Annotated in this window: 19 protein-coding genes; 10 read left to right on the top strand and 9 right to left on the bottom strand. The window is 71.2% G+C overall.

Annotated features, from left to right (window positions below; genetic code table 11):
* From F8274_RS11615 to F8274_RS11600, 4 genes are all read left to right on the top strand, one after another.
* Positions 1 to 1,430 (top strand): SagB family peptide dehydrogenase (locus F8274_RS11615; RefSeq protein WP_151462303.1); only part of this gene is annotated, 1,430 nt, incomplete at its 5' end.
* Positions 1,431 to 1,458: 28 nt separating this feature from the next.
* Entirely contained in the window at positions 1,459 to 4,239 is a 2,781-nt protein-coding gene (locus F8274_RS11610) for a lantibiotic dehydratase (protein ID WP_151462302.1), read from the top strand.
* Positions 4,236 to 5,285 (top strand): thiopeptide-type bacteriocin biosynthesis protein, encoded by a 1,050-nt coding sequence (locus F8274_RS11605; protein ID WP_151462301.1) that lies wholly within the window; start codon positions 4,236 to 4,238, stop codon positions 5,283 to 5,285. Before F8274_RS11610 ends, F8274_RS11605 begins: the two co-directional genes overlap by 4 nt.
* On the top strand, positions 5,282 to 6,511 hold the full coding sequence (locus F8274_RS11600; RefSeq protein ID WP_151462300.1) for a M50 family metallopeptidase: 1,230 nt from the start codon (positions 5,282 to 5,284) through the stop codon (positions 6,509 to 6,511). Before F8274_RS11605 ends, F8274_RS11600 begins: the two co-directional genes overlap by 4 nt.
* An 87-nt stretch (positions 6,512 to 6,598) precedes the next feature.
* On the opposite strand, the gene F8274_RS11595 is transcribed toward F8274_RS11600, so the two are convergent.
* On the bottom strand, positions 6,599 to 7,105 hold the full coding sequence (locus F8274_RS11595; RefSeq protein WP_151462310.1) for an HAD domain-containing protein: 507 nt from the start codon (positions 7,103 to 7,105) through the stop codon (positions 6,599 to 6,601).
* Between the two features lie 176 nt (positions 7,106 to 7,281).
* Between F8274_RS11595 and F8274_RS11590 the strand changes: the two genes are divergently transcribed.
* From F8274_RS11590 to F8274_RS11580, 3 genes are all read left to right on the top strand, one after another.
* Positions 7,282 to 7,761, top strand: coding sequence for an NUDIX domain-containing protein (locus F8274_RS11590; protein ID WP_151462299.1), 480 nt, complete (start codon positions 7,282 to 7,284; stop codon positions 7,759 to 7,761).
* A gap of 139 nt (positions 7,762 to 7,900) precedes the next feature.
* Positions 7,901 to 8,050, top strand: a complete 150-nt coding sequence (locus tag F8274_RS31900) for an adenylyltransferase/cytidyltransferase family protein (RefSeq protein ID WP_225853734.1) — start codon at positions 7,901 to 7,903, stop codon at positions 8,048 to 8,050.
* Between the two features lie 220 nt (positions 8,051 to 8,270).
* Positions 8,271 to 8,507, top strand: coding sequence for a hypothetical protein (locus tag F8274_RS11580; RefSeq protein ID WP_151462298.1), 237 nt, complete (start codon positions 8,271 to 8,273; stop codon positions 8,505 to 8,507).
* Between the two features lie 63 nt (positions 8,508 to 8,570).
* On the opposite strand, the gene F8274_RS11575 is transcribed toward F8274_RS11580, so the two are convergent.
* From F8274_RS11575 to F8274_RS11555, 5 genes are all read right to left on the bottom strand, one after another.
* Positions 8,571 to 8,765 (bottom strand): DNA-binding protein, encoded by a 195-nt coding sequence (locus F8274_RS11575; protein ID WP_151462297.1) that lies wholly within the window; start codon positions 8,763 to 8,765, stop codon positions 8,571 to 8,573.
* Between the two features lie 139 nt (positions 8,766 to 8,904).
* Entirely contained in the window at positions 8,905 to 9,276 is a 372-nt protein-coding gene (locus F8274_RS11570; protein ID WP_225853733.1) for a hypothetical protein, read from the bottom strand.
* Positions 9,277 to 9,478: 202 nt separating this feature from the next.
* Positions 9,479 to 9,946: an N-acetyltransferase gene (locus tag F8274_RS11565; protein WP_225853732.1), complete on the bottom strand. Its 468-nt coding sequence runs from the start codon at positions 9,944 to 9,946 to the stop codon at positions 9,479 to 9,481.
* Positions 9,947 to 10,118: 172 nt separating this feature from the next.
* Positions 10,119 to 10,568, bottom strand: a complete 450-nt coding sequence (locus tag F8274_RS11560; RefSeq protein ID WP_151462295.1) for an AAA family ATPase — start codon at positions 10,566 to 10,568, stop codon at positions 10,119 to 10,121.
* Between the two features lie 65 nt (positions 10,569 to 10,633).
* On the bottom strand, positions 10,634 to 11,590 hold the full coding sequence (locus F8274_RS11555; RefSeq protein ID WP_225853731.1) for a sulfotransferase: 957 nt from the start codon (positions 11,588 to 11,590) through the stop codon (positions 10,634 to 10,636).
* 104 nt (positions 11,591 to 11,694) lie between these two features.
* On the opposite strand from F8274_RS11555, the gene F8274_RS11550 reads away from it, so the two are divergent.
* On the top strand, positions 11,695 to 12,873 hold the full coding sequence (locus F8274_RS11550; RefSeq protein WP_225853730.1) for a hypothetical protein: 1,179 nt from the start codon (positions 11,695 to 11,697) through the stop codon (positions 12,871 to 12,873).
* A 79-nt stretch (positions 12,874 to 12,952) separates the two neighbouring features.
* Here the strand turns inward: F8274_RS11550 and F8274_RS11545 are convergent, their stop codons facing one another.
* On the bottom strand, positions 12,953 to 14,932 hold the full coding sequence (locus F8274_RS11545) for an acyl-CoA dehydrogenase (RefSeq protein WP_151462294.1): 1,980 nt from the start codon (positions 14,930 to 14,932) through the stop codon (positions 12,953 to 12,955).
* Positions 14,933 to 15,278: 346 nt separating this feature from the next.
* On the opposite strand from F8274_RS11545, the gene F8274_RS11540 reads away from it, so the two are divergent.
* Together F8274_RS11540 and F8274_RS11535 are read left to right on the top strand one after the other, a co-directional pair.
* A complete protein-coding gene (locus tag F8274_RS11540; RefSeq protein ID WP_151462293.1) occupies positions 15,279 to 17,312 on the top strand; it encodes a hypothetical protein in 2,034 nt (677 codons plus the stop codon).
* 459 nt (positions 17,313 to 17,771) lie between these two features.
* Positions 17,772 to 19,943: an AAA family ATPase gene (locus F8274_RS11535; RefSeq protein WP_151462292.1), complete on the top strand. Its 2,172-nt coding sequence runs from the start codon at positions 17,772 to 17,774 to the stop codon at positions 19,941 to 19,943.
* Positions 19,944 to 20,214: 271 nt separating this feature from the next.
* Here F8274_RS11535 and F8274_RS11530 read toward each other — a convergent pair whose 3' ends face one another.
* Together F8274_RS11530 and F8274_RS11525 are read right to left on the bottom strand one after the other, a co-directional pair.
* The gene (locus tag F8274_RS11530; protein WP_151462291.1) at positions 20,215 to 20,586 is read right to left on the bottom strand and encodes a VOC family protein; all 372 of its coding nucleotides are present in this window, start codon (positions 20,584 to 20,586) and stop codon (positions 20,215 to 20,217) included.
* 52 nt (positions 20,587 to 20,638) lie between these two features.
* On the bottom strand, positions 20,639 to 21,544 hold the full coding sequence (locus F8274_RS11525; protein ID WP_151462290.1) for a LysR family transcriptional regulator: 906 nt from the start codon (positions 21,542 to 21,544) through the stop codon (positions 20,639 to 20,641).
* Between the last annotated feature and the right edge of the window lie 68 nt (positions 21,545 to 21,612).

The raw sequence follows: 21,612 nt of genomic DNA, 5'->3' as shown, positions 1-21,612 counted from the left end.
TGCCCACCCTGCGGGACCTGTTCACCGGGGACGGCCTGCCGCCGACCGGAGGCTGGTCGCTGCCCGCCCTGTCGGCGCTGCTGCGCCTGTCGTACGGGGTGCTGGACCGGCGGCTCACCGTGAACTGGAACCAGGACCTGGCCAAGCGGGCCCACTTCGAGCACGCCGTCTGGGGGCGCGGCACCGCCTCGGGCGGCGGCATGTACCCGGTGGAGCTCTACCTGGTGGCCGGCGGCTCCGCGCCGCTGCTGCCGGGGGTCTACCACTACGGCACCGGCCCGCACGTGCTGGAACGGCTGCTGCTCGGTGACGCCGGCGACCGGGTCCGCGCCGCGGTCGGCGAACAGGCGGGCGAGGCGGACAGCTTCCTGGTGGCGACCATCCGGTTCTGGAAGAACTCGTTCAAATACAACAGCTTCTGCTACCACGTGGTCACCCAGGACCTCGGCGCCCTGCTCGGCTCCTGGGACCTGCTGGCGCGCGCCCTCGGCGTACCCCTGCCCCGGCTGCTCGGTTTCGACCCGGCGCCGGTGGACCGGCTGCTCGGCCTCGACGGCGACCGGGAGAGCGCCTTCGCCGTCGTACCCCTGACCTGGGCCGGCGCCGAGCCGGCCGGACCGGCCGGGCAGAGCCCCGACGTCCGGGTCCGGTACCCGGCGTTCGAACGGTCCCGCCGGCTGCGGGAGTTCCCCGCGGTGACCGCAGTGCACCGGGCGGCGGCGGCCCCGGCCGTCCCCGCGCCGCAGGCCCTGGCCGCGGCCGCGCCCCGGGACCTGCCCGGCGAGCCCGTGGCCCTGCCCGCGCCGCTGCTGGACCGGCTGGAGAGTCCCCTGTCGACGGTCCTCGCCACCCGGTCCAGCAGCTTCGGCCGGTTCCGCCGGCCGCCCGACCTGACCGCAGCCGAACTGGGCACCACCCTCGCCTTCGCCGCCGCCGGCCGGCACCACCCGGCCGACGCCGGGCTGCCCCCGGACGCGCCGGCGCTGACCCGCCTGTGGGTGTTCGCGAACCACGTCGACGGCCTCACGGCCGGCACCTACGGCTACTGCCCCCGGCAGCACGCGCTGCTGCCCGCCGCGGCCGAACCCGACGGCGGCATGTCCGCCTTCCTGCAACAGCAGTACTTCCTCACCAACTACACGATGGGGCAGGTCGGCGCCGTGCTGGCCATCTCCGGCCGGCTGGACGCGGTGCTCGACGCCGTCGGCCCGCGCGGCTACCGGCTGCTGAATGCCGAGATCGGCGCGGTCGCCCAGCGCGGCTACTGCGCGGCCACCGCCCAGCGGATCGGCTGCGGCGCGGTGCTGGGCTTCGACAACGTCGCCATGGACGACGCCCTCGGCCGGTCCGGCACCGACGAACGGACCGTGTTGTTCCTGCTGCTCGGGCGGCACCCGGACGGCACCGCCGATCTCGTCCACCGGCTCTGACCCCCACACGTCGACGAAGGAGAGACCCGTGACGGTGTCCCTGCCCGCACCAGCGGCCGCCGAGGTGTCCTGGCGGATGCCGGAGGTGTTCATGCTGCGCACCGCCGGCCTGCCGCTGGAGGTCGCCGACCGGCTCGCCTTCGACCGCAGCGCCGCCTGGGCCCGCCGCGCACTGGACCTGGAGGACCGGCTCCGGGCGACCGGCCCGCCGCTGGCCGACGCGCTCCAGGAGGCGGTGGCTCGCAACCTCGCCGACGACCGGCTGCGGCGGCGGCTCATCCGGCTCCGCCGCGACGTGTGGAACCTGCGCCGGCCCGACCCCGCCGACGCCGACGCCTGGCCGGCGGCGGAACTGGGCGCCGACACGCACCGGATGCTGGCCGCCTGGCTGGACACCTTCGCGGCGTACCGCCGGGAGCTGGCCGACGGCGCGGCGGTGCTGGCCGCGGAGCTGGCGCAGCGCCGGGACGTGCTGCGCGAGCTGGCCGACGACCCGGACCTGCGCGGCGGCATCCTGCTCGCCTCGCCGTCGCTCGACCAGTACCTGCCCACCTACCTGGCCGCGCCCGGCCGCCTCGGCAAGCGGGCCCGCCGGGTGGAACGGTCCCTGCTCGAGTACGCGTTCCGCACCGCCTGCAAGACCAGCCCGTTCAGCCGGCTCACCACCGTCAACGTCGGCACCTTCGCCCCGAGCGCCGGTTCGCTGCTCGACGTCGAGCCGGCGGTCGACCACACCGGCGACGCGAAGCGGGGCGCGGCCCGGCTCAACCTGGCCGCGCTGGGCCGGCTCTCGGCCGTCGTCCTCGCCGACGAGACGCTGCGCGCGGACCTGCCGGTGGCCCTCACCACCGGCTGGCGCATCGAGCGCGGCCGGCTGCGCTACCTGCGCCGCCGCCGCACCAGCTCCGAGGACGGCGAGGCCGCCATCACCCTCGAGTCGATCCACGAGTCGCTGTTCGTGCTGCCCACCGGCCGGGTGCTGCACGACATCCTGGCCGCGCTCGACCGCGGCCGGGTCCGGCGCCTCGCCGACCTGGTCGACGAGCTCACCACCGACGACCGGCCCGCCGCGGAGATCGCGCAGTACCTGCACCACCTGCTGCGGGTGGGCCTGCTCGTGGTGCCGAACCTGCACCTGGACATCCACGCCGACGACCCGGTCGAGGGCTACCGGCGGGCGCTCGGGGAGATCGGCCGCGACTGGGCCGACCGGCTCGCCGAGCGGGTGGGAACCGCCAACCGCCTCGCCACCGGCTACCCCGATCACGACGTGGCGGGCCGCCGCCGGGTACTCGCCGACATCCGGCGCGAACTCGTCGCCGCCCACACCGACCTCGGCCGCGCCGACGTGCCCGCCCCGCGGACCCTGCTCTACGAGGACGCCACGCTGCGCACCGGCCGGCCGGTCACCGCCGACCGGACCCGCTGGGAACGCGACGTCCTGCCCGGCCTGCGGGCGCTGGCCCGCATCATGCCCGTGTTCGACATCAACCTGCCCCGCCGGCTGGCCACCAAGGGCTTCTTCCGGGCCCGCTACGGCGCCGGCGGGCGCTGCGACGACCTGCTCACCTTCGCCCACGAGTTCCAGCAGGACTTCTTCGAGCACTACAGCGGGCGGATGATGCGCCGCCGGGCCTTCGACGCCGACAACACCTACGTGCGGCAGGAGAACTGGTTCAAGCAGGACGAGATCACCGCACTCGACGACGCCCGCGTCGAGATCGCCCGGCGGATGAACGAGGCGTACGACCGGCTGCCGGCCGGCGCCGAGGAACTGCGCCTGGACGACGACGTCATGACCGACGTGGCCGCCATGGTGCCCGAGACCCTCGGCACGCTCGACCCCCGGTCGTTCTTCCTCCAGATCGCCGACCAGGGCGACCGCCACCGGGTGGTGGTCAACCGGATCTACTCCGGCATGACCCTGCTGTTCTCCCGCTTCGCCCACCTCTTCGCCAACCAGGACCTCGCCGGCACGCTCCGCGCCGAGCTGGCCCGGCTGGCGCCGCCCGGCGCCGTGCTCGCCGAGCTGAAGGGCGGGTACGACGCCACCAACCTCAACCTGCACCCGGCGGTCACCCCGTACGAGCTGGTCTGCCCGGGGGAGGTCAGCTTCCGGCCGGCCGCCGAGCAGATCCACATGGACGACCTCAGCGTCGAACACGACCCGGTCACCGACCGGCTGCTGCTGCGCTCGCGCCGGCTCGACGCCGAGGTCATCCCGGTCTACCTGGGCTTCCTGCTGCCCATGGCGCTGCCCGAGGTGCAGCAGGTGCTGCTCACCTTCGCCTACCTGGGCATGGCCCAGCCCGACCTGTGGGCCGGCACCACCGTGCCGCTGCCCGGGCACGGCATCGCCGGCTACCCCCGCATCGTGCACGGCGACCTCGTGCTGCAACGCCGCATGTGGAAGCTGCACCCGGACCACCTGCCGCCGCCGCGCACCCCGGAGCAGAGCGACGCCGACTGGTTCCTGCGCTGGCAGCGCTGGCGCCGCGACAACAACCTGCCCCGCCGGGTCTTCGCCACCCCCGAGGGCACCCGGCTCACCCCGGCCGCCGACGGCGGCCAGCCCGCCGCGCAGCCGGGCGGCCGGCCCGACCACAAGCCGCTCTACGTCGACTTCGACAGCCACTTCTGCCTGCAACTGCTGGAGGCGACCGGGCGGGGGGCGGGCAGCCGCCTGGTGCTCACCGAGATGCTGCCGGACCGCGACGAGCAGGTGCTCCGCGGCCCCGGCGGCACCCACGTCACCGAACTGACCGTGGAACTCAACGGCGTCCGCGCCGGAAAGGTGGATGACCGATGACGCCCTTTCCCTCCCCGGTCGAGCACGACTGGCTCAGCGTCCACGTCTTCTACGCCAGCAACGCCAACCCCATGCTGGTCGAGGGGGTCCGGCCGCTGGTCGACGAGCTGCGAACCGAGGGGCTCATCAGCCGGTACTTCTTCATCAAGTACTGGATGGAGGGGCCGCACGTACGGCTGCGGGTGCTGCCCGCGCCCGGCGCCGACCCGGCGGTGGTGAAGGCGCGGGTGGACGAGGCCATCGCGGCGTTCCTGCGCCGCCGCCCCGCGCTCTACGAGGTGGACAGCGAGGGCCTGGGCGACCTGTACAAGCAGATGTTCCTGGCCGAGTACGGCCGGGAGCGCTGGGACGAGGAGTACGGCCCCGACGGCGTCATGCCGATGCGAGCCAACAACAGCTGGCACCACATCCCCTACGAGCGGGAGTACGGCCGCTACGGCGGGCCGGCCGGGATGGAGCTGGCCGAGTGGCACTTCGAGCACTCCAGCGACGTGGTGCTGGACCTGCTGGCCACCACCAACGTGCACGTGCGCCCGGTGCTGCTCGGGCTGTCCGCCCAGCTCACCATGATGATGTGCGCGGTCTTCCTCACCGACGACGAGCGGATCGCCGGGTTCCTCGACGAGTACCGCCGGTTCTGGGAGGTCTCCTACTCCGAGCCGAGCGACGACTACCACGCCAGCTTCGACAACAGCTACCGCCGCATGGACGCCGCGCTGCGCGACCGCCTCGCCCAGATCCGCGCGGGCGCCCGGGAGCACGCCGACGTCCGGCCCGGCGGCGTCGAGGGCCGCTGGTCGGCGCACTGCCGGGAACTGCGCGACCGGGTGGTGGCCGCCACCGAACGGGGCGACCTCGTGTTCCAGCGCGGCGGCGCCGAGCCCACCGGGGTCCGTGACCTGGACGCCGCCCTGCCCATCCTGCTCAGCTCCTACGTGCACATGACCAACAACCGGCTCGGCGTGAGCATCCTCGACGAGATCTACCTCTCGTACGTGCTGCGGACCGCCCTGCTCGACGACCTCGCCCCGGCCGGCCCACGATGACCACGACGGACGCCACCTGGACCCGGCCCCGCCTGCGGGCCGAGGTCGTGCTCGGTCCCGGCCAGTGGCGAGGGGAGAAGCTGGTCCACCACGTCAAGGACCCGGAGACCGGCTGGTTCTACCGCGTCGGGCCGCGCGAGCACTTCCTGCTGTCCCGGATGGACGGCACCCGCACCCTGGACGACCTGGCCACCGACTACGCGGCCACCTTCGGAAAGCGGCTCGGGCCGGAGAACTGGCAGCAGCTCTTCGGCATGCTGCACCAGCGGCAACTCCTCGACGGCGCCACCGACCCGGCGGCCCTCGCCCGGCTCACCGACACCGCCGCCGAGGGCGCGGCCCGCAGCCGGCGGGGCCCCCTGTCGGCACGGTGGCCGCTCTACGACCCGGACCGGTTCTTCGACCGGCTGCTGCCCCGACTGGCCCCGCTGTTCACCTGGTGGTTCGTGCTGCCGGCGCTGCTCGTGGTGCTGGCGCTCGCCGGGTACGTGGCCCTGCACCTGCCGGCGCTGGTCGACGTCGTCGCCCGGGGCGACCGGCCCCTGGTCGCGATCCTGGCCTCGGTGGTGATCACCTGGTTGATTGTCTTCCTGCACGAGTGCGCGCACGGCCTGACCTGCCGGCACTTCGGCGGAAGGGACACCGAGATCGGCGTCATGTGGCGCTTTCCCATGCTGGCCCCGTACTGCAAGGTCGACGACATCGTGCTGTTCACCGCGCGCCGGCGGGTCGCCACCGCCTTCGCCGGGGTGTTCGTGAGCATGCTGGCCCTCGTGCCGTTCGCGGCGCTCTGGATCTGGGGCGGTCCCGGGGCGCTGCACGACCTGGCCGGCACCATGCTGCTGTTCGGCACCGCGACCGCCGCGCTCAACCTGGTGCCGTTCCTGCGGCTCGACGGCTACTACATGCTCAGCCACGCCTTGAACCTCGCCGACCTGCGGACCGACAGCTACCGCTTCTGGGGCCGGCTGCTCCGCCGCGGCCCGGTGGCGGTACGCGGCTACCGGCCCCGGGACCGGGCGGCGTACGCCCTCTACGGGCTGGCCTCGCTGGTGTTCGCCGTCACGCTGGTCACGCTGCTCGTGCGCTACTGGTACGTCACGCTGGCCCGCTGGACCGGCGGCGGGTGGGCCGTGGCGATCCTGGTCGCGGAGGCGCTGGTGCTGCTCGCGCTGGCCGGCTGGCTCGCCCGTCGCCGGGCCGCCGGAACGGCCCGGCCGGGCTGACGTGCGGCGGTCAGCCTTGCCACCTGTCGACCGACCGTGCCCGTGCACCGGGACAGGTGACACGGCTCGGCATGAGGGTGCGGGCGATCACGCGCCGTCGCCGAGCTGCCTGAGCCATCGACGGACCGCGGCGAAATCCGCCCCGGTCAGGCCCACGTAGGGGTCCACACGTCGCAGCAGCGTCGGAGCCTGGTGCTGTGCCGCCAGCCATCGCCGGTCGGCATCAGTTGTTTCGTCGTCGAACCAGACGAACGGACGGGCACCCGCCCACCGGGTGAGGAACACGGTCTTCCAGTGCAGGCCGCGCGCCGGATCCTCGTCGTCGTCCGGCCATTCGACGACCGGCAGGTCCGGAAGCCCGAGCCGCGGCGAGATGACCTCGTTCGCCTCCGCCATCCACGTCGTCGCCCAGACCAACTCGCACCCCAGTGCCAGCAGCCTCGGCCCGTCCTCCGGGTCGAGGCGATCGAGCAGAGGGTTGCCACGATCGTCGAACGGCTGCGCCACGGCACGGTCCAGAGGCCGGGCCTTGAAGGGGATCAGCGGGCCGTCAACATCGAGGAAAAGCAGCGGGCTGTCGGTGGGGCAGGAGATCACGCTCGAACCGTACTGAGGGCTCACCGGGCTGAGCCAGGTGCGCCCACTCGCCTGGGGGAGGACCGGCTCGTCGCTGCACGCACCTCTCGTAACGCCCTCAGAACTCCCGGTCAGCGGCGGATCAGCCCTTCGGCTGGAGCGAGCCTGTCCCATCCCTGTGCTCTACTCCCGCCATGCATGTCGTCGTCACAGGCGCGCTCGTTGAGAACGGCGCGGTCCTGCTAGTGCACCGCAGGCCGACCAAGCGGGCCTTCCCAGACGTCTGGGATCTGCCCGGGGGGCAGGTCGAAGCGGGTGAGTCGGAACTACAAGCCCTCGCGCGTGAGATGCACGAGGAGCTCGGTGTTCACATCGTGGCGGAGTCCGCTTCACGGTTGGGCGTCGTGCATGCCAGCGTCGGTGAGGACGCCGTTCAGGTGGGCGTCTGGCAGATCGGAGACTGGGTTGGCTCTCCGACCAACCGTGCACCTGACGAGCATGACGACATCGCATGGGTCGGGATCGGCGAGCTGGGCGGCCTCCCCCTCGTGGATGGCGTCTTGGCGGCGTTGCTTCGTTCTGTGCCCGATCCTGACCGGCTGTTTCGTCGCGATGAAGCACGGACAGCCGCATCGCCGAGCGGTCCAGAGGTCCATCGCCCTGCATCGCCATGATCGGGCCTTTCGAGGGTCCCTCGCGGTGGGTAGCGATCGGTCGGCGGCAGATTAGGATGCCGGCGGTGGTCGACGGTGACGACAAGGCCGTGGCCTGTTGATTGGAGTCGCGGTGACCGCTACGCCGGATCGTGGAGTGGTGCCAGCACAGGGTGCCTTGGCGGTCTATCCCGGCACCTTCGATCCGTTCACCCCGGGGCACCACGACCTGGTGGCCCGTGCCCGGGTGCTCTTCGACCGGATCATCGTGCTGCTGGCGGTGAACCCCGACAAGCAGCCGACCGCCTAGGCCGCGACCAGGGCCGCACGTGTACGGGACGCCATGCCGACCGCCTGGGCCAATGTCGAGGTGGACACCTGGACGGGCCTGACCACCGCCTACTGCATGCGCCGTGGCGCAACGGTCATCGTCCACGGTCGCGCGCGCCTACCGCTCCGCCCGCGAGCAGCACTGCCTGGGCCACGTGACCATGTTTGACTCTCGGTGCCCGGAGTGTGGTCGACGAGGGTTGGTCGACAAGCAGGAACGCCGCGGCCACCTCTGCTGGGCCTGCTCGGCGGCGGCCACCTGGGAGTCACTCGACCCGGACGTGCGGTCCGCGATCGATGCCGCGATCCGCCGCGGACTGATACTCGGGCTGATTGCCATGCGCGACGCCACACCGCCGATCCGACTGCCCCATGCTGCCGACCTGCTCCACTACCGGCTTGGTTCAGGCGTGGGCCCCGAAACGGTCGGCCAGTAGCCGGTCGCGCCCCTCGCCGCAGTTGTGCGTCTCGGCGGTTCCACGTGGCGCGTCCGGCCGGCGTCAGGTGAGCCGCAGATTGTGCTGTTCGAGGGCGGCCTCGATGATGTTCAGTGCCTTCGGACCCATGCCGTGCAACCTGGCCAGCTCTGCGCGCGGCACACCCGCGAGCTGGCGTAGCGCGCTGTAGCCGGCGGCGTTCAGCGCCCGCGTCGCCGGCGCGCCGATCTTCGGCAAGGTGTCAAGAGACGGGTCCACCGCTCGATGCTAGACCGTCGATCGCACGCCGATGCCCTCGTCGCGGGCAGATGAGGATGGAGCGAGCCGTACCTCTATGGAGGGACAGCCCACCACCGCGCACCCTGACCTCGACCCCTCCAACATTCATGGTCATGCACTAGCCGGCGCATCCCGGCGAATGCAGCCAGGGCGCGGCCTTGGGCGCCGCCGCGATCAGGGCGACCGCGAGCGCCGTGACCACCGCCTGCCCGATCCGGCCGGGCGTGATCCCCGGCGTGGTGTCCAGCACGTAGTTGGCATACCCGTTCGCCGCCGCGTCGCTGGCGAGCAAGGCACAGCCGAGCAGCAGCCCTTCGATCCGGCGCATCGCCAGCAACAGCGCCGCGAGCGGGTCGAACACGGTGAGCGAGGTGAAGTACACCATCAGCCAGACGGGGGTGGATGGCCTTGTACCACCCGGCCGAACACCGAGCAGATCGCCCAGGTGCACGATCCCTCCGTACGCGAGGACGCAGGCGGCGGCGATCACGACAACCCGAACCCACCCGGGCGCCCCGGCCCACCGCCGAAGCCATATCCGTCTCACCGCCACTGGCCCCCTTCGGGTCGGGCAGTGGCCCGCCCGCCCGCCGCATCGATGCTAATGCGGCGTCCAGAGACGCTTGCCGCGCCGGCTCCAGACGACGACCAGCGGCATTGGAGTCATGCCGGGGCCCCGCGGGGGCAGCAGTTCAGACTCGTGGGCAGGTGAGTGACTTGCGCATCTGTTGTGTCACGACGCGATAGCCGGACGTCTCATACAGCCGGATCGCCCGGGCGTTGTCGCGGAAGACGTTGAGCTCCAGGCGGCCCACGCCACGAGATCGCACCGAGTCCTCCGCAGCAGCGAGGAGTGCGCGTCCGTAGCCGGCCCCGCGGTACGCCTCATCGATCTCGATGTCGTAGATGAACGCGCAGTCGGGCGCACCGCGCGGATGCGTCAGGCCCAGCCATAACACGCCGACATAGCTGTCGTCGGGGAGCATGGCCCGCAGGAACAGCATTCCGGCAGTCGCAAAGCCATCCGGCAACAGGACCTCGTGTGCCTTGGTGGCCAACTTGAGGGCCTCGTCCGCGGACCAGTTTCCGGCTGCTACCTGCTCGTCGGCGTATGCCCGGATGGTACGCGCACGCCACTCCTCGAACTCGTTCCTCGTCATGTCCCGCACGATCAACCCAGGCACAGCGTGATGGTCCCACGCCAATCGGTGGACGGCTGCCCGGTTATCCGCGGAGCGTAAACGAAGCACGCCGACATGCTCCACTACCGGCTCCGCTCCGGGCTGGGTTCAGACGCGGGTGGCCAGAGCCGGTCAGGCGCCGCCGGGCAGTTCAGGGTGCCGCACCGAGCAACTGCTCGATGATGTCGGCCAGCTCTCCCACTGGACGTTGGCCGTCGAGTTCACACGTGGCGCCGCGCCGGAGCAACGGCTCCACCTCGCGCACGTAGCGCGCGATCTCGGCGCGATGCTCGGCGGTCTTCCCGTACGGATTGGTCGATCGCGCCGTGACCCGATCGAGCAGGACGCCGAGTGGTGCACTCAGCAGGACCACGTGGTCGAAACGGTCGTAGAAGCGGCCCTGGTTCGCCACCGTCCCCGATACGACGACCTCGGGCCGGTCTGCGAGCAGGGCTGTCATCCGTGGTTCGTCCCACTCGCCGTCCGGCAAGCTCCAACCGTCATAGTCGGTGTCGATGGTGTCGTAGCCGCGGCGGGACAGCTCGGTCAGCAGCGTGGTCTTTCCCGCCCCCGACATGCCCGTCACCAACACTCGTGCCACCCCTCGACCCTACGTAGGTCGGGTGCGCACGGGCGCGGCGTGGTCAAGGTGAAGAGCCGGAGTCGTCACTCATATCCCATGGCCGGGATGATCTTGCCCAGCGACTCCTTGACGAACTCGCGGGTGTCGTCGTCGAACTGGTTGTTGCGGTTCGCAAGCTTGTGCGACTGAAACGTCGAGGGGGTGGCGAAGTCGTCGACGTCGAGCCGTTCGAACAGTGCCTTGCGCTGCCCGGGCCAGTCGGCTGCGAGATCTTCCGCTTTCACCTCGATGTATCGCCTGCCCGTCAGGTCGACCGTGTTCTTCCAGGTGAGCCATCGGTGGTAGATGGGCTTGAGGTAGGCGAGCGCGCCGTCGACGGTGGGCGGCGCCCAGGGCTGGGCCAGGTGGGAGGCGAGCACCGAGACCGGGTGACGCTTGATGTGCACGATGGTCGCCTCGGGGACCAGCTCCCAGAGGAAGTCCATGCACAGCAGGTTGAACGGTGTCTTCTCGCACCAGGTCGGCTTGCCCGCGTCGGCGGCTGCTCCGCCGAACAGAGTGTCGATCAGGCCCCGCAAGATGCCGAGCAGTTCGCTCCGGTCGCTGAAATACCTGGGGACTGCCCGCCGGCGGCTCGGCGGCGCGAACGGCCCGGCGGGTCGGTCGGCGTTCCCGAAACCTTCCGCGGGCGCAGGCTCTTCGAAGGTGTACGCGATCAATTGCGGCCAGAGCTGTTGCACCGCGTCCCGGTAGCGCTGCTCGCCGACGAGTTCGGGGACGGTCTTGCCGCGATCGTCGCGCCGGCCGGGCACTCGTACGGTGAGGAAGTCGCTGAGCCGGTGCAGGGCGTCCTCACCGACGGTGGGGTCGTACCGAACGGTGAGCGCGTCGGCCAGGTCCCGCAGGCCACCCGGGTCGACGAGGAAGTGGGTCTCCATGGGAATCCGATGGATCAGCGGATGTTCACCGATGATGTCGGCGATCCGCGAGGTGCCCGAACGACCCGTACCCGCGACGAAGATCGGTGTGGGGGAGGACATGACGAGCAGCCAACGCTCGGCCCGGCACAGGTGCAAGCCATTTAACCCCTTCACCCGCTGCTACGGGCCGGACCGCACGCCTTGTCCCGCCGTACCATCCTCCGGTGATCTCCTCCCGCCGACGGCTCGTCGTCGCGTGCGTCCTCCTGGTGCTGGAGGCGGTGGCGTTCGCGCTGTTCGTCACCGAGTCCGTGGCGGGTGCGATCGCCGCCGTCGGGCTCACCTGCGTGTCGTTGTGGGTGCACGTCGTCCTGCACGAGTGCGGGCACCTCGTCGTGGCGAAGCTGCTGCGCCTGCCGGTCATCGCGGTCCGTATCGCACCTTTCACGGGCTGGCGGAGCGAAGTGTGGGTCCGGCCGACGCCGACGGCGACCGCGTTGCCGCTGCGGATGGTGCTGTTCTACCTCGGTGGCCCGATGGCGAACCTGTGCGCCGCGACGGTGCTCGGTGCCGCAGCGGCGTTGACGAGCACGGCGTTGACCCGCGTCGTACTGCTCGGCGCGGCGCTCGTCGGGACGCTGCTCGGGGTGGTCAATCTCGTTCCCGGCACGTCACCCCGCAGTGACGGCCGGAACCTGCTCCGCTGGCTGTCGGCGCCGACGGCCACCCGCGCTGCGCTACGGGCGGGCTACTACCAGGAGGAGGTCAGCCGGACGTTGCGAGCGATGGCCCGAGGGGACCATCGCCTCGGAGATCCTGTTCCCGACGGCAACGACCCGCTACTCGCGCTCGCCGCCTTCCAGCGGCGCTGGAGCACGGGGCACGGCCAGTCGGCGGCGGATCTCATCGCCGACGCCGAGGCGCTCGCGGCGCTGGCCCGCGCCGACAGCACCGATCCCGTGGCCGCCGCCGCGATCGGGCAGGTGCTGACCGTCCAGTTCGGGTTGTGGTACCTGTACGACGCGGTGGTGACCGGTGCACCAGTCGCACACCGAGAGGTCGTGGAGATCTCGGAACTGGCCCAGCTCGCCTTCCACGCGCAGCCGCACCAGTTGTCCGCTCGTGTCGCCATGAGCCTGGCGCACCTGCTCAACCAGCGGCCGGAGCAGGCGCGGTCGCTGCTACTCGACATCCGGGCGGGTGTCGACCTGCCAGACCTGTGCCACGTCGCGTTCCTCCTGGCGGCCATCGCCGAGTGTTACCTCGGCAACCACGCTGCTGCGGACGCCCTCATCCGGGCGGTCGGCGGCGGCTACCCGCAGTTGACGCAGGTCGCTGTCGCGATCCGCGCCGCCGACTCGCTGCCGCGCCTGTTCGCCCGGGCATCGATGGCTGACGCCTGACCGGCGTGCCCGCCTGGGCAGACGCGGATCAACGGTCAGCGGGATCGCCGGGCCGCCGGAACACCGGTCGGGGCACCCGTCACGCCCCGACGGTCTGCGGATCGCCGGCGGCGTCGTGGGCGGCCATCGTCTCCTGCCGGAGAGGTTCCTCGCGCAGGATGGCGCAGTGCAGCCACGCGTCCGGGATGCCGAACCCGTCCACCAGCGTCCGCAGGTGCGGGCGCAGCTCCTTGAGCAGGCCGTTAACGACTCCGGTGACCGCCTTCGAGCGGGCCGGCGTGAGCCGGCCGTGCTCCAGCAGCCAGCCCTTGTTGGCCTCGATGACGCTGAGCGCGTACAGGTCACAGACCCGGGAGAGCAGCGCCCGGACCGCCGGGTCGGCGGTGTCCTCGATGCCGGCGACGAACGCCTCCAGGGTGACCCGGTCGATGTGCGCGGCCGCGACGGCGAGGACGTGGTCCTGGACGTCGTTGAAGATGTCGAAGGGGTGATCCTTCTTCGTGGCCGCGCCGTTGCGGAGGCGGCGGACCGCGCCGTCGAGCAGGTGCCGCTCGCGGTCCTCGAAGACCTTGAGCTGCCAGCCGCGGTCGGTGACGGCGACCTCCTCGTCCCGACCGGGCACGGCGCTGATCAGCCGCTCGATGAGCGACCGGGCGGCGGTGCGTTCGAGCACCAGCTCGCGGACGTGTTCGGCGACGAAGGAGGCGCGCCCCCAGCCGTCCAGCGAACCGAACGCGTCACGGTAACCGGTGAGCAGGCCCTTGGCCACGAGTTGCAGCAGCACCGTGTTGTCGCCCTCGAACGTGGTGAAGACGTCGGTGTCGGCCTTGAGGCTGGGTAGCCGGTTCTCGGCCAGGTAGCCGGCGCCGCCGCACGCCTCGCGGCACATCTGGATGGTGCGGGTCGCGTGCCAGGTCTGCGCGGCCTTGAGGCCGGCGGCCCGGGACTCCAGCTCCCGCTGCCGGTGCTCGTCGACCGGGCCGTCGCCGCCCTGGACCTCATGCAGCGCGGCGACCAGCTCGGTCTGGGCGAAGTGCAACGCGTACGTGGTGGCCAGGGCGGGCAGCAGCTTGCGCTGGTGGGCCAGGTAGTCGTTGAGCAGCACCTCCCGATCCGCGTCGGGCGTGCCGAACTGCCGGCGGATGTCGCCGTAGCGCACGGCGATGGCCAGCGCCGACTTGGTGGCCGCCGACGCGGCGCCGCCGACGCTCACCCGGCCGCGCACCAGGGTGCCGAGCATGGTGAAGAAGCGGCGGGAGTCGTTCTCGATCGGGCTGGAGTACGTCCCGTCCGGCGCGACCTGACCGTACCGGTCCAGCAGCATGTCCCGCGGCACCGTCACGTGGTCGAAGCTGAGCCGCCCGTTGTCCACGCCGAGCAGGCCGGCCTTGGCGCCCGCGTCGCCGATGGTCACGCCGGGCAGGGGGTTGCCCTGCGCGTCGCGGATCGGGACCAGCCACGCGTGGACACCGTGCCGCCGCCCGTTGGTGACCAGCTGTGCGAAGACCACCGCCATCCGCCCGTCGCGCGCCGCGTTGCCGATGTAGTCCTTGCGGGCGGCCTCGTGCGGGGTGTGCAGGTCGAAGGTCTGCGTGTGCGGGTCGTACGTGCAGGTGGTGCGCAGTTGCTGGACGTCGGAGCCGTGACCGGTCTCGGTCATCGCGAAGCAACCGAAGATCCTGCCGGAGATGATCTCCCGCAGGTACGCGTCGTGGTGCCGTTTCGTGCCGAGGGCGCTGACCGCGCCGCCGAACAGGCCCCACTGCACGCCCGCCTTGACCATCAGCGACAGGTCGACCTGCGCCAGCATCTCGGTGGCGACGATCGAGCCTCCCACGTCGTTCCTGCCGCCGTACTCGGTCGGGAAGGCCGCTGCGATCCCCAGCTCGGTGGGGAGTTCGGTGAGCAACCGGGTGATCCGCGCACGGGCCTGGTCGCCGGTCTCGCCGTAGACCGGGAGGAAGCGCGCGTCGAGGTGGTCCCGGAGCGCGTTGCGGACGTCGGCCCGCGGCCCGTCGAGCACCTCCCGCAGGCGAGCGAGGTCGATGTGATCGGACATGGGCACCCCTCCGCTGACGGACATATGGGTACAGTCTGTACTCGATCAAGGTTACCGGCCGGTTGCGTGGCCCGCCGGGCCACGCCGCGGTGAGACCGGACACCCTCGCAACTCCCGCCGCGCGCCATCCCTCGGGCGGCCGGATGGTAGCGGGCGACGGTCATGCCGGTCGTCGTCGGCATCGGCGGCGAACAGGTCGAACGTCGGCGGGAGGCCCGGTCGGCGATTCCGGAGCGGTCGGTGCCCGGTCACCGGGACCTTGCCGAGATCGATTCACGAGCGTAGGAAGAAGCACCACCCGTCGACCGCCACGTCGACGCACCGTCCAGTGTCGAAGGAGGAGCGCGTGACCACACTCCGACGGCTCCGTCTCGCCGTGTCCGTGCTGGTGACCGCGGGCACCATGCTGCTCGGCACCGCCGCCGCCGCGGCGCCGGCCGCGACTCCGCCGCCGGCCGGAGACCGGACGTGCGACCCCATCGACCCGACGGCCTGCCTGCTGCCGTTCCCGAACGACTACTTCACCGTGCCGGACCGGACCAGCCCCACCGGCAAGCGGGTGCGGATCGCGACCTCGGCGATGCCCGCCAACGTCCAGGGGGCGCCGATCGACCCGGCGGAGTGGAACCGGCAGGACGGGTTCAGCCCCGGCTCGCCGATCCTGGTGCGCGTGCCCGGCCTCGACGCCGCGGCGACCGGTATCCCGCCGGTCACCGACATCGGCCGCTCGCTGGCACCGGACGCGCCGATCGTGCTGCTCAACGCCCGGACCGGCGAGCGCGCCCCGTACTGGGCCGAGCTGGACGCGCACGCCGCCGGCCAGCCCGACCGGCAACTGCTGATCATCCGGCCGGCGGTCGCGCTGACCGAGGGCACCCGGTACGTCGTGGGCCTGCGCGGCATGCGCGACGGCGCGGGGGCGACGATCCCGGCGCCGAAGGCGTTCCGCGCGTACGTAACCGGTGCCGGCCTCCGCCACCGGGACGGTCGCGCCGCGCAGATGAAGCGGATCCTCGCCGACCTGAGCCGGACCGGCGTCAAGCGGCACAGCCTCTACCTGGCCTGGGACTTCACGGTGGCCAGCCGGCACGGGCTGACCGGGCGGATGCTGGCGGTCCGCGACAGCGCGTTCGCCGCCCTCCGCCGGGCCGCACCGTCGTTCACCATCACCCAGGTGACCGACTACCCGCCGGAGCAGGAGCCGCTGATCGCCCGGCAGGTGACCGGGACCATCGACGTACCGTCCTACCTGACCGGCGACGGCGGGCCCGGTTCCCGGCTGCACTACGGACCGGCTGGCGGCGACGGTACGCCACCCGCACCGAACGCCCTGCCCACGCCGTCCGGCGCGACGGTGGCGGCGGACTTCGTCTGCAACATCCCGCGCAGCGTGTCCGCCGCGAAACCGGCGCACCTCTCGCTCTACGGCCACGGCCTGCTCGGCCGGCCCACCGAGATCAACGCCGGCAACGTCAAGACGATGTCGAACACGTACGACTTCAGCTTCTGCGCGACCAGTTGGATCGGCATGGCCGCGGCCGACGTCCCCTACGTGGCCGGCGCCTTCACCGACCTGAGTGCCTTCCCCGCCGTGGTGGACCGGTTGCAGCAGAGCTTCCTGAACTTCCTCTTCCTGGGCCGCGCGATGATCCACCCGGGCGGGTTCGCCGCCCACCCGGCGTTCCGGGACGCCGCCGCGCGGCCGCTGATCAACGTGGCCGGCGGGCTGCACTACGACGGCAACAGCCAGGGCGGCATCAACGGCGGCGCGCTCACCGCCATCGCCCAGGACTGGACCCGGTCGGTGCTCGGCGTGCCGGCCATGAACTACTCGACGCTGCTGCAACGGAGCGTGGACTTCGCCCCGTTCCAGCAGGTCATGGACGGCTCCTACCCGGACAAGGTCGACCAGCAGCTGATCCTCGCGCTGCTCCAGATGCTGTGGGACCGCTCCGAGGCCAACGGGTACGCCCAGCACATGACCGACCGCCCGCTGCCGGGCACCCCGGCGCACCAGGGGCTGATGCACGTGGCCTTCGGCGACCACCAGGTCTCGCCCGCCGCGGCCGAGGTGCAGGCGCGCACGATCGGCGCCCGCATCCACACGCCCGCGCTCGCCGACGGCTGGTCGGCGGACGTGCGGCCGTACTGGGGCATCGCGCCGATCCGCAGGTACCCGTACGCGGGGTCGGCGATCGTGATCTGGAACAGCGGCACGGCGTACGCGCCACCGCCGACGAACCTCGCCCCAGCCGGGCCGGAGTACGGGGAGGATCCGCACGAGTTCCCGCGCGCTCAGGCCGGGGCCCAGCGACAGAAGGCGGTGTTCCTGCTCACCGGCAAGGTCGTCGACGTCTGCGCGGGCACACCCTGCCCGTAGAAGGGGCCGTGACCGCGGGGGACTCCGGGATGACGCCCGGTCCGCACTCGGACCCAGATTCTGACCATCTTCTCGGCAGATCGGCGCCGCCATCGCTCCTCGCCTCCTGGGTGCATGAGCTGCGGGTGATCCGACGGCGTTCGCTGTCGGTATGGGCGCTGGTCGCCGCTGTCGCCGCGGGGGTAGCCCGTCGGTGATCGCCGCCGCACCATCTACTGAGGAGGTCCGTGCACGTTCGCCGGGGGCCCCGGGCGAAATACCCGCCTCACCAGGACGAACGAAGTTCAACTAACCAAATTGGCTCTGAGGCCACAAACGGCTTCGAACTGCAAGGCATTGAGATTCCCATCTCCGCTGACAGGATTCCTGGTCGACGAGGGGAAACCAACTCTATGCTTGCCGCCGGAATGCCTGCGGCTCATCCGGGCCGAGGGAAAGCACCAATACGAGGATTTGCGAATGCGCCGGGATTTCGCTCTGAACAACGGCACTGCTGGCGCCAGCGAAATGACACCAAACGGCGAATCGCCAACCTCTACCGCAGAGGGCGTCGCGCGCCGATCCGCGGTCGCCGAGGAACAAGAGTTTCTCGACCTGGCCACGGCCCGGCGCGACAGGCTTGTCGACCACCTGCAGGCCGAGCTTTCGTCAGACCCCCTGGACGCGTTGGAACGGGCGCGGCAGCGCATGCTCCGCCAGCAGTACGAGGAGCTACGGCGAGCACGGGAAGGGCTGGTCTTCGGCCGCCTCGACGGCCTTGATGGCACCGTGCGACACGTAGGCCGTGTCGGTCTGCGCAACGACGGCGAGGACAGTGAGCCGCTGCTGGTGGACTGGCGAGCTCCCGCAGCTCGGCCGTTTTACACCGCGACGGCTGTCGACCCACAAGGTCAGGCACGGCGCCGTCACATACGCACGACGGGATCGGCCGTCGTCGGCGTGGACGACGAGCCACTGGACGGGACCATAACGGCGGAACTCGTCGGTGAAGGCGCCCTACTGGCCGCCCTGGATGCGCGGCGCACCGGTCGTATGGCGACGGCGATCGCCACGCTGCAACGCGAACAGGATGACATCATCCGGGCCGAGGCGACCGGCCCGCTGATCGTTCAGGGCGGTCCCGGCACGGGCAAGACCGTGGTTGCCCTGCACCGCGTCGCCTACCTGCTGTTCGCCCAGCCGAAGATGGCCGACCAAGCGGTCCTGGTCCTCGGCCCCTCGCCGCGGTTCCTCCAGTACATCGCCCAGGTGCTGCCCGCGCTCGGTGAGACCGCCGTCGTCTCGGCGACCTGTGACACTCTGCTGCCCGAGATCCGCGTGGGCCGCGACGAGAGCCGGCTTCTCGCCGAAATCAAGGGCCGCGCCCTCTGGCAACCCGCGCTCGAAAACTACGTCACGTCGCTGCTCCCGCGGCCCCGTGAGCTGGAGCTGCGCTGGGAGGGCGAGTTCTACGTCATCACAGCCGAAACAGTGGCACAGGCGCTCGCCTCGGCGGTGCAGGGACGCCCGTACCACCGCGCCCGTACGGCGTTCGCCGAGCAGCTGCACCACCTCCTTGCCGACGCTGTCGTCGAGCAGCGCGAGGCGCTGATGAACGAGATGGAGGAGGGCTTCGAGGACATCCTCGCCCGCGTCGACCGGGGGATGCAGCATGACCACCATGTCGGCAGGAGGCCCACCGGCAGTGACGTCGACGGGTTGCTCTCCGAGGAGGAAATAGAGGGCCTTCGCGATCGTATTGCGGAGAACGCCACCATCGCTCGGTTCATCGAGGCATGGTGGCCCACCCTCGACGCCGAAACCCTACTGTGTGGTCTTCTGAGCGACCGCGCCCTGCTGGCCCGGTTTGCCCCGCAGTTGTCCACGGAGGAGATCACCGCCGTCTCGGCCGGGCCCGCACCGTGGGCATCGAGCGACATCCCCCTGCTCGACGCCCTGGCCGACCTGCTAGGAGAGGTCGGGGCCCCGCAACCGCAGGGCGAGTTCGTCGCCGACCATGCTCGCCGGCAGCGCGACTGGGTGTACGGCCACGTCGTCATCGACGAGGCGCAAGAGTTGTCCGAGATGCAGCGGCAGATGGTCCTACGGCGTTGTCCCAGTCGCTCCATCACCGCGGTCGGCGACATCGATCAGGCGGAGGCAGCACATCGGCACACCAACTGGGCACAAGCGGTGCAGGCTGTTTTCGGAGACCGCTGGGCCGCCGCGGAACTGACCATCTGCTACCGGACCCCGCGTGAGGTCATGGCCCTCACCGAACCCGTCCTGCAAAAGGCTGGCAGCCACAACGCGCCACCACGGGCGGTACGCTCCTCCGGTATCGCCCCCTGGGTGCTCACGATCACGCCCGCCGAGCTTGCCGGCGCCGCCGCCCACGCTGTGCGACAGCTGCAGCAACGGTGGCATGGCGGTACGGTCGGCGTCATCGCCCCCGCCGACCGCATCGCCGAACTCCTGGCCGTGCTGAGCGATGTGCCGGTGCTCACCGCGGCTCAGTCCAAGGGACTGGAATGGGACGCGACGCTACTCATCGACCCACAGGGCATCGCCGCTGAACCGCGCGGCTGGAACGGCCTCTACGTCGGACTCACCCGATGCACCCAGGAACTCGGACAGATGGTGCTCACGTAGCAACCGCCACGCTGGTGAATTGATTCGGCCCATCGGGGTGCAGCAGGTCGTCACCGAGGATGTAGACCTCCATGCCTAGCGCGCCCGGCACAGTGGACACGTGGTGCTGGCAGTGACTGACTGACAGCCGCGCCCAGCCGGTGACCGGCCCCCGGCGCTCAAGGATCCGCCACGAGCCAGGTCGTCCACTCCACGATCCTCCGACCGTCATGATCAAGCGACAGGGGCATCGCGAACCAGTGCACTGCCAGGGACTGTTGAGGGCCGTCGGTCAGCCGTTGGGGCGAGACTCGATCGCCTGCAGCGACCATTTGTTGCCGTCCGGGTCGCCGAAGTAGACGAAGTTGCCCCATGGCTGCACGTCGACCTCGCTGGCCTCGACGCCGGCGTCGAGCAGTTGCCGGCGCGCCGCCTCGGCGTCGGCGACCACGACCTGGATTTCCTGCGTGCCGGGGGCCTTGTCGGTGATGCCCTGGCCGATCACGATGGAGCAGGCGGAGCCGGGTGGGGTCAGCTGGACGAAGCGCAGGCCCTCGTGCACCGTGTGATCGTGGTCGGCGTTGAAGCCCACCTTCTGGTAGAACGCCTTGGCCCGGTCGACATCGGTCACCGGAACGGGGATGAGTTCAATCTTCCAGTCCATGGGCTCACGGTAGGACGTGGTTATGACATTCGGGCTCACCACACCATTCGGCTCAGGTCCGGGCCCCGGCCGGGCCGCTCAGCTCGGCCAGGAAGGCGTCCACGGCGGGCCGTTGCGCCGTGCCGCCGAGGGCGCGGGTGACCGCGAAGATGCGCCGCTCGGTGACCGGCTCGACCAGCGGCTCCACGTGCACCCCGGGTGGCACGTGGCGCAGCGCCAGCTCCGGCACCAGCGCGGCGCCCAGCCCGGCCGCGACGAGGTCCAGCGTGAGCGCGAAGTCGACGGAACGGTGCCGGATGTCCGGCTCGAAGCCGGCGAGCCGGCAGGCGTGCAGTGTGGACCGCAGGCACGGCGTGTGCTCGGCGCTCGCGATCCATGGCACATCGCGTAGCTCGCTCAGCCGGCCGGTGTGACGGCGCCACCCGACCGGGGTTATCAGATGCATCGGGTCGGTGGTGACCGGGTGCCGGTCCAGGTCGTCGACCAGCGGCGCGGGCACGTGGTCGTACTCCTGCAGCACCACCACGTCCAGGGTGCCGGAGCGTAGGTCGAGGCGGCTCTGCTGGTCTTCGGCCTCGACCACCCGCACGTCCAGCTCCGGGTGCTTCGTCCGCGCCCGGGCGGCGGCGGGGGCCACCAGCGCGCCGGCCGCGGAGGCGAACGCGCCGACCCGCACCGTGCCGCTGACCCCGTGACGGATCGCCGCGAGCCCGGCCACCGCCTGTTCCACCGCCCCCAACACGGTCCTCGCGTGGCTGGCCAGCACCGCGCCCGCCGGTGTGAGCACGATTCCGCGCCCGGCCCGCTCGACCAACTCGTGCCCGGACTCTCGGGACAGCTGGACGAGCTGCTGGGAGACCGCCGACGGGGTCACGTGCAGCGCCGCGGCGGCGGCGGTGACGCTGCCGCGCAGTGCGACCTCATGCAGCACGCGGAGCCGGCGAACATCAAGGTCCATGTAGGCATGCTACAGCAGCGATGAAGAACTTTGAACTGGTCCTTAAGCGTTCGCTCGGGCAGCGTAGC

The organism is Micromonospora sp. AMSO31t (genome assembly GCF_008868175.1).
Classification (GTDB): domain Bacteria; phylum Actinomycetota; class Actinomycetes; order Mycobacteriales; family Micromonosporaceae; genus Micromonospora.
The sequence above is the reverse complement of the archived record's forward strand: the minus strand, read 5'-3'. Positions and strand labels throughout refer to the sequence as shown.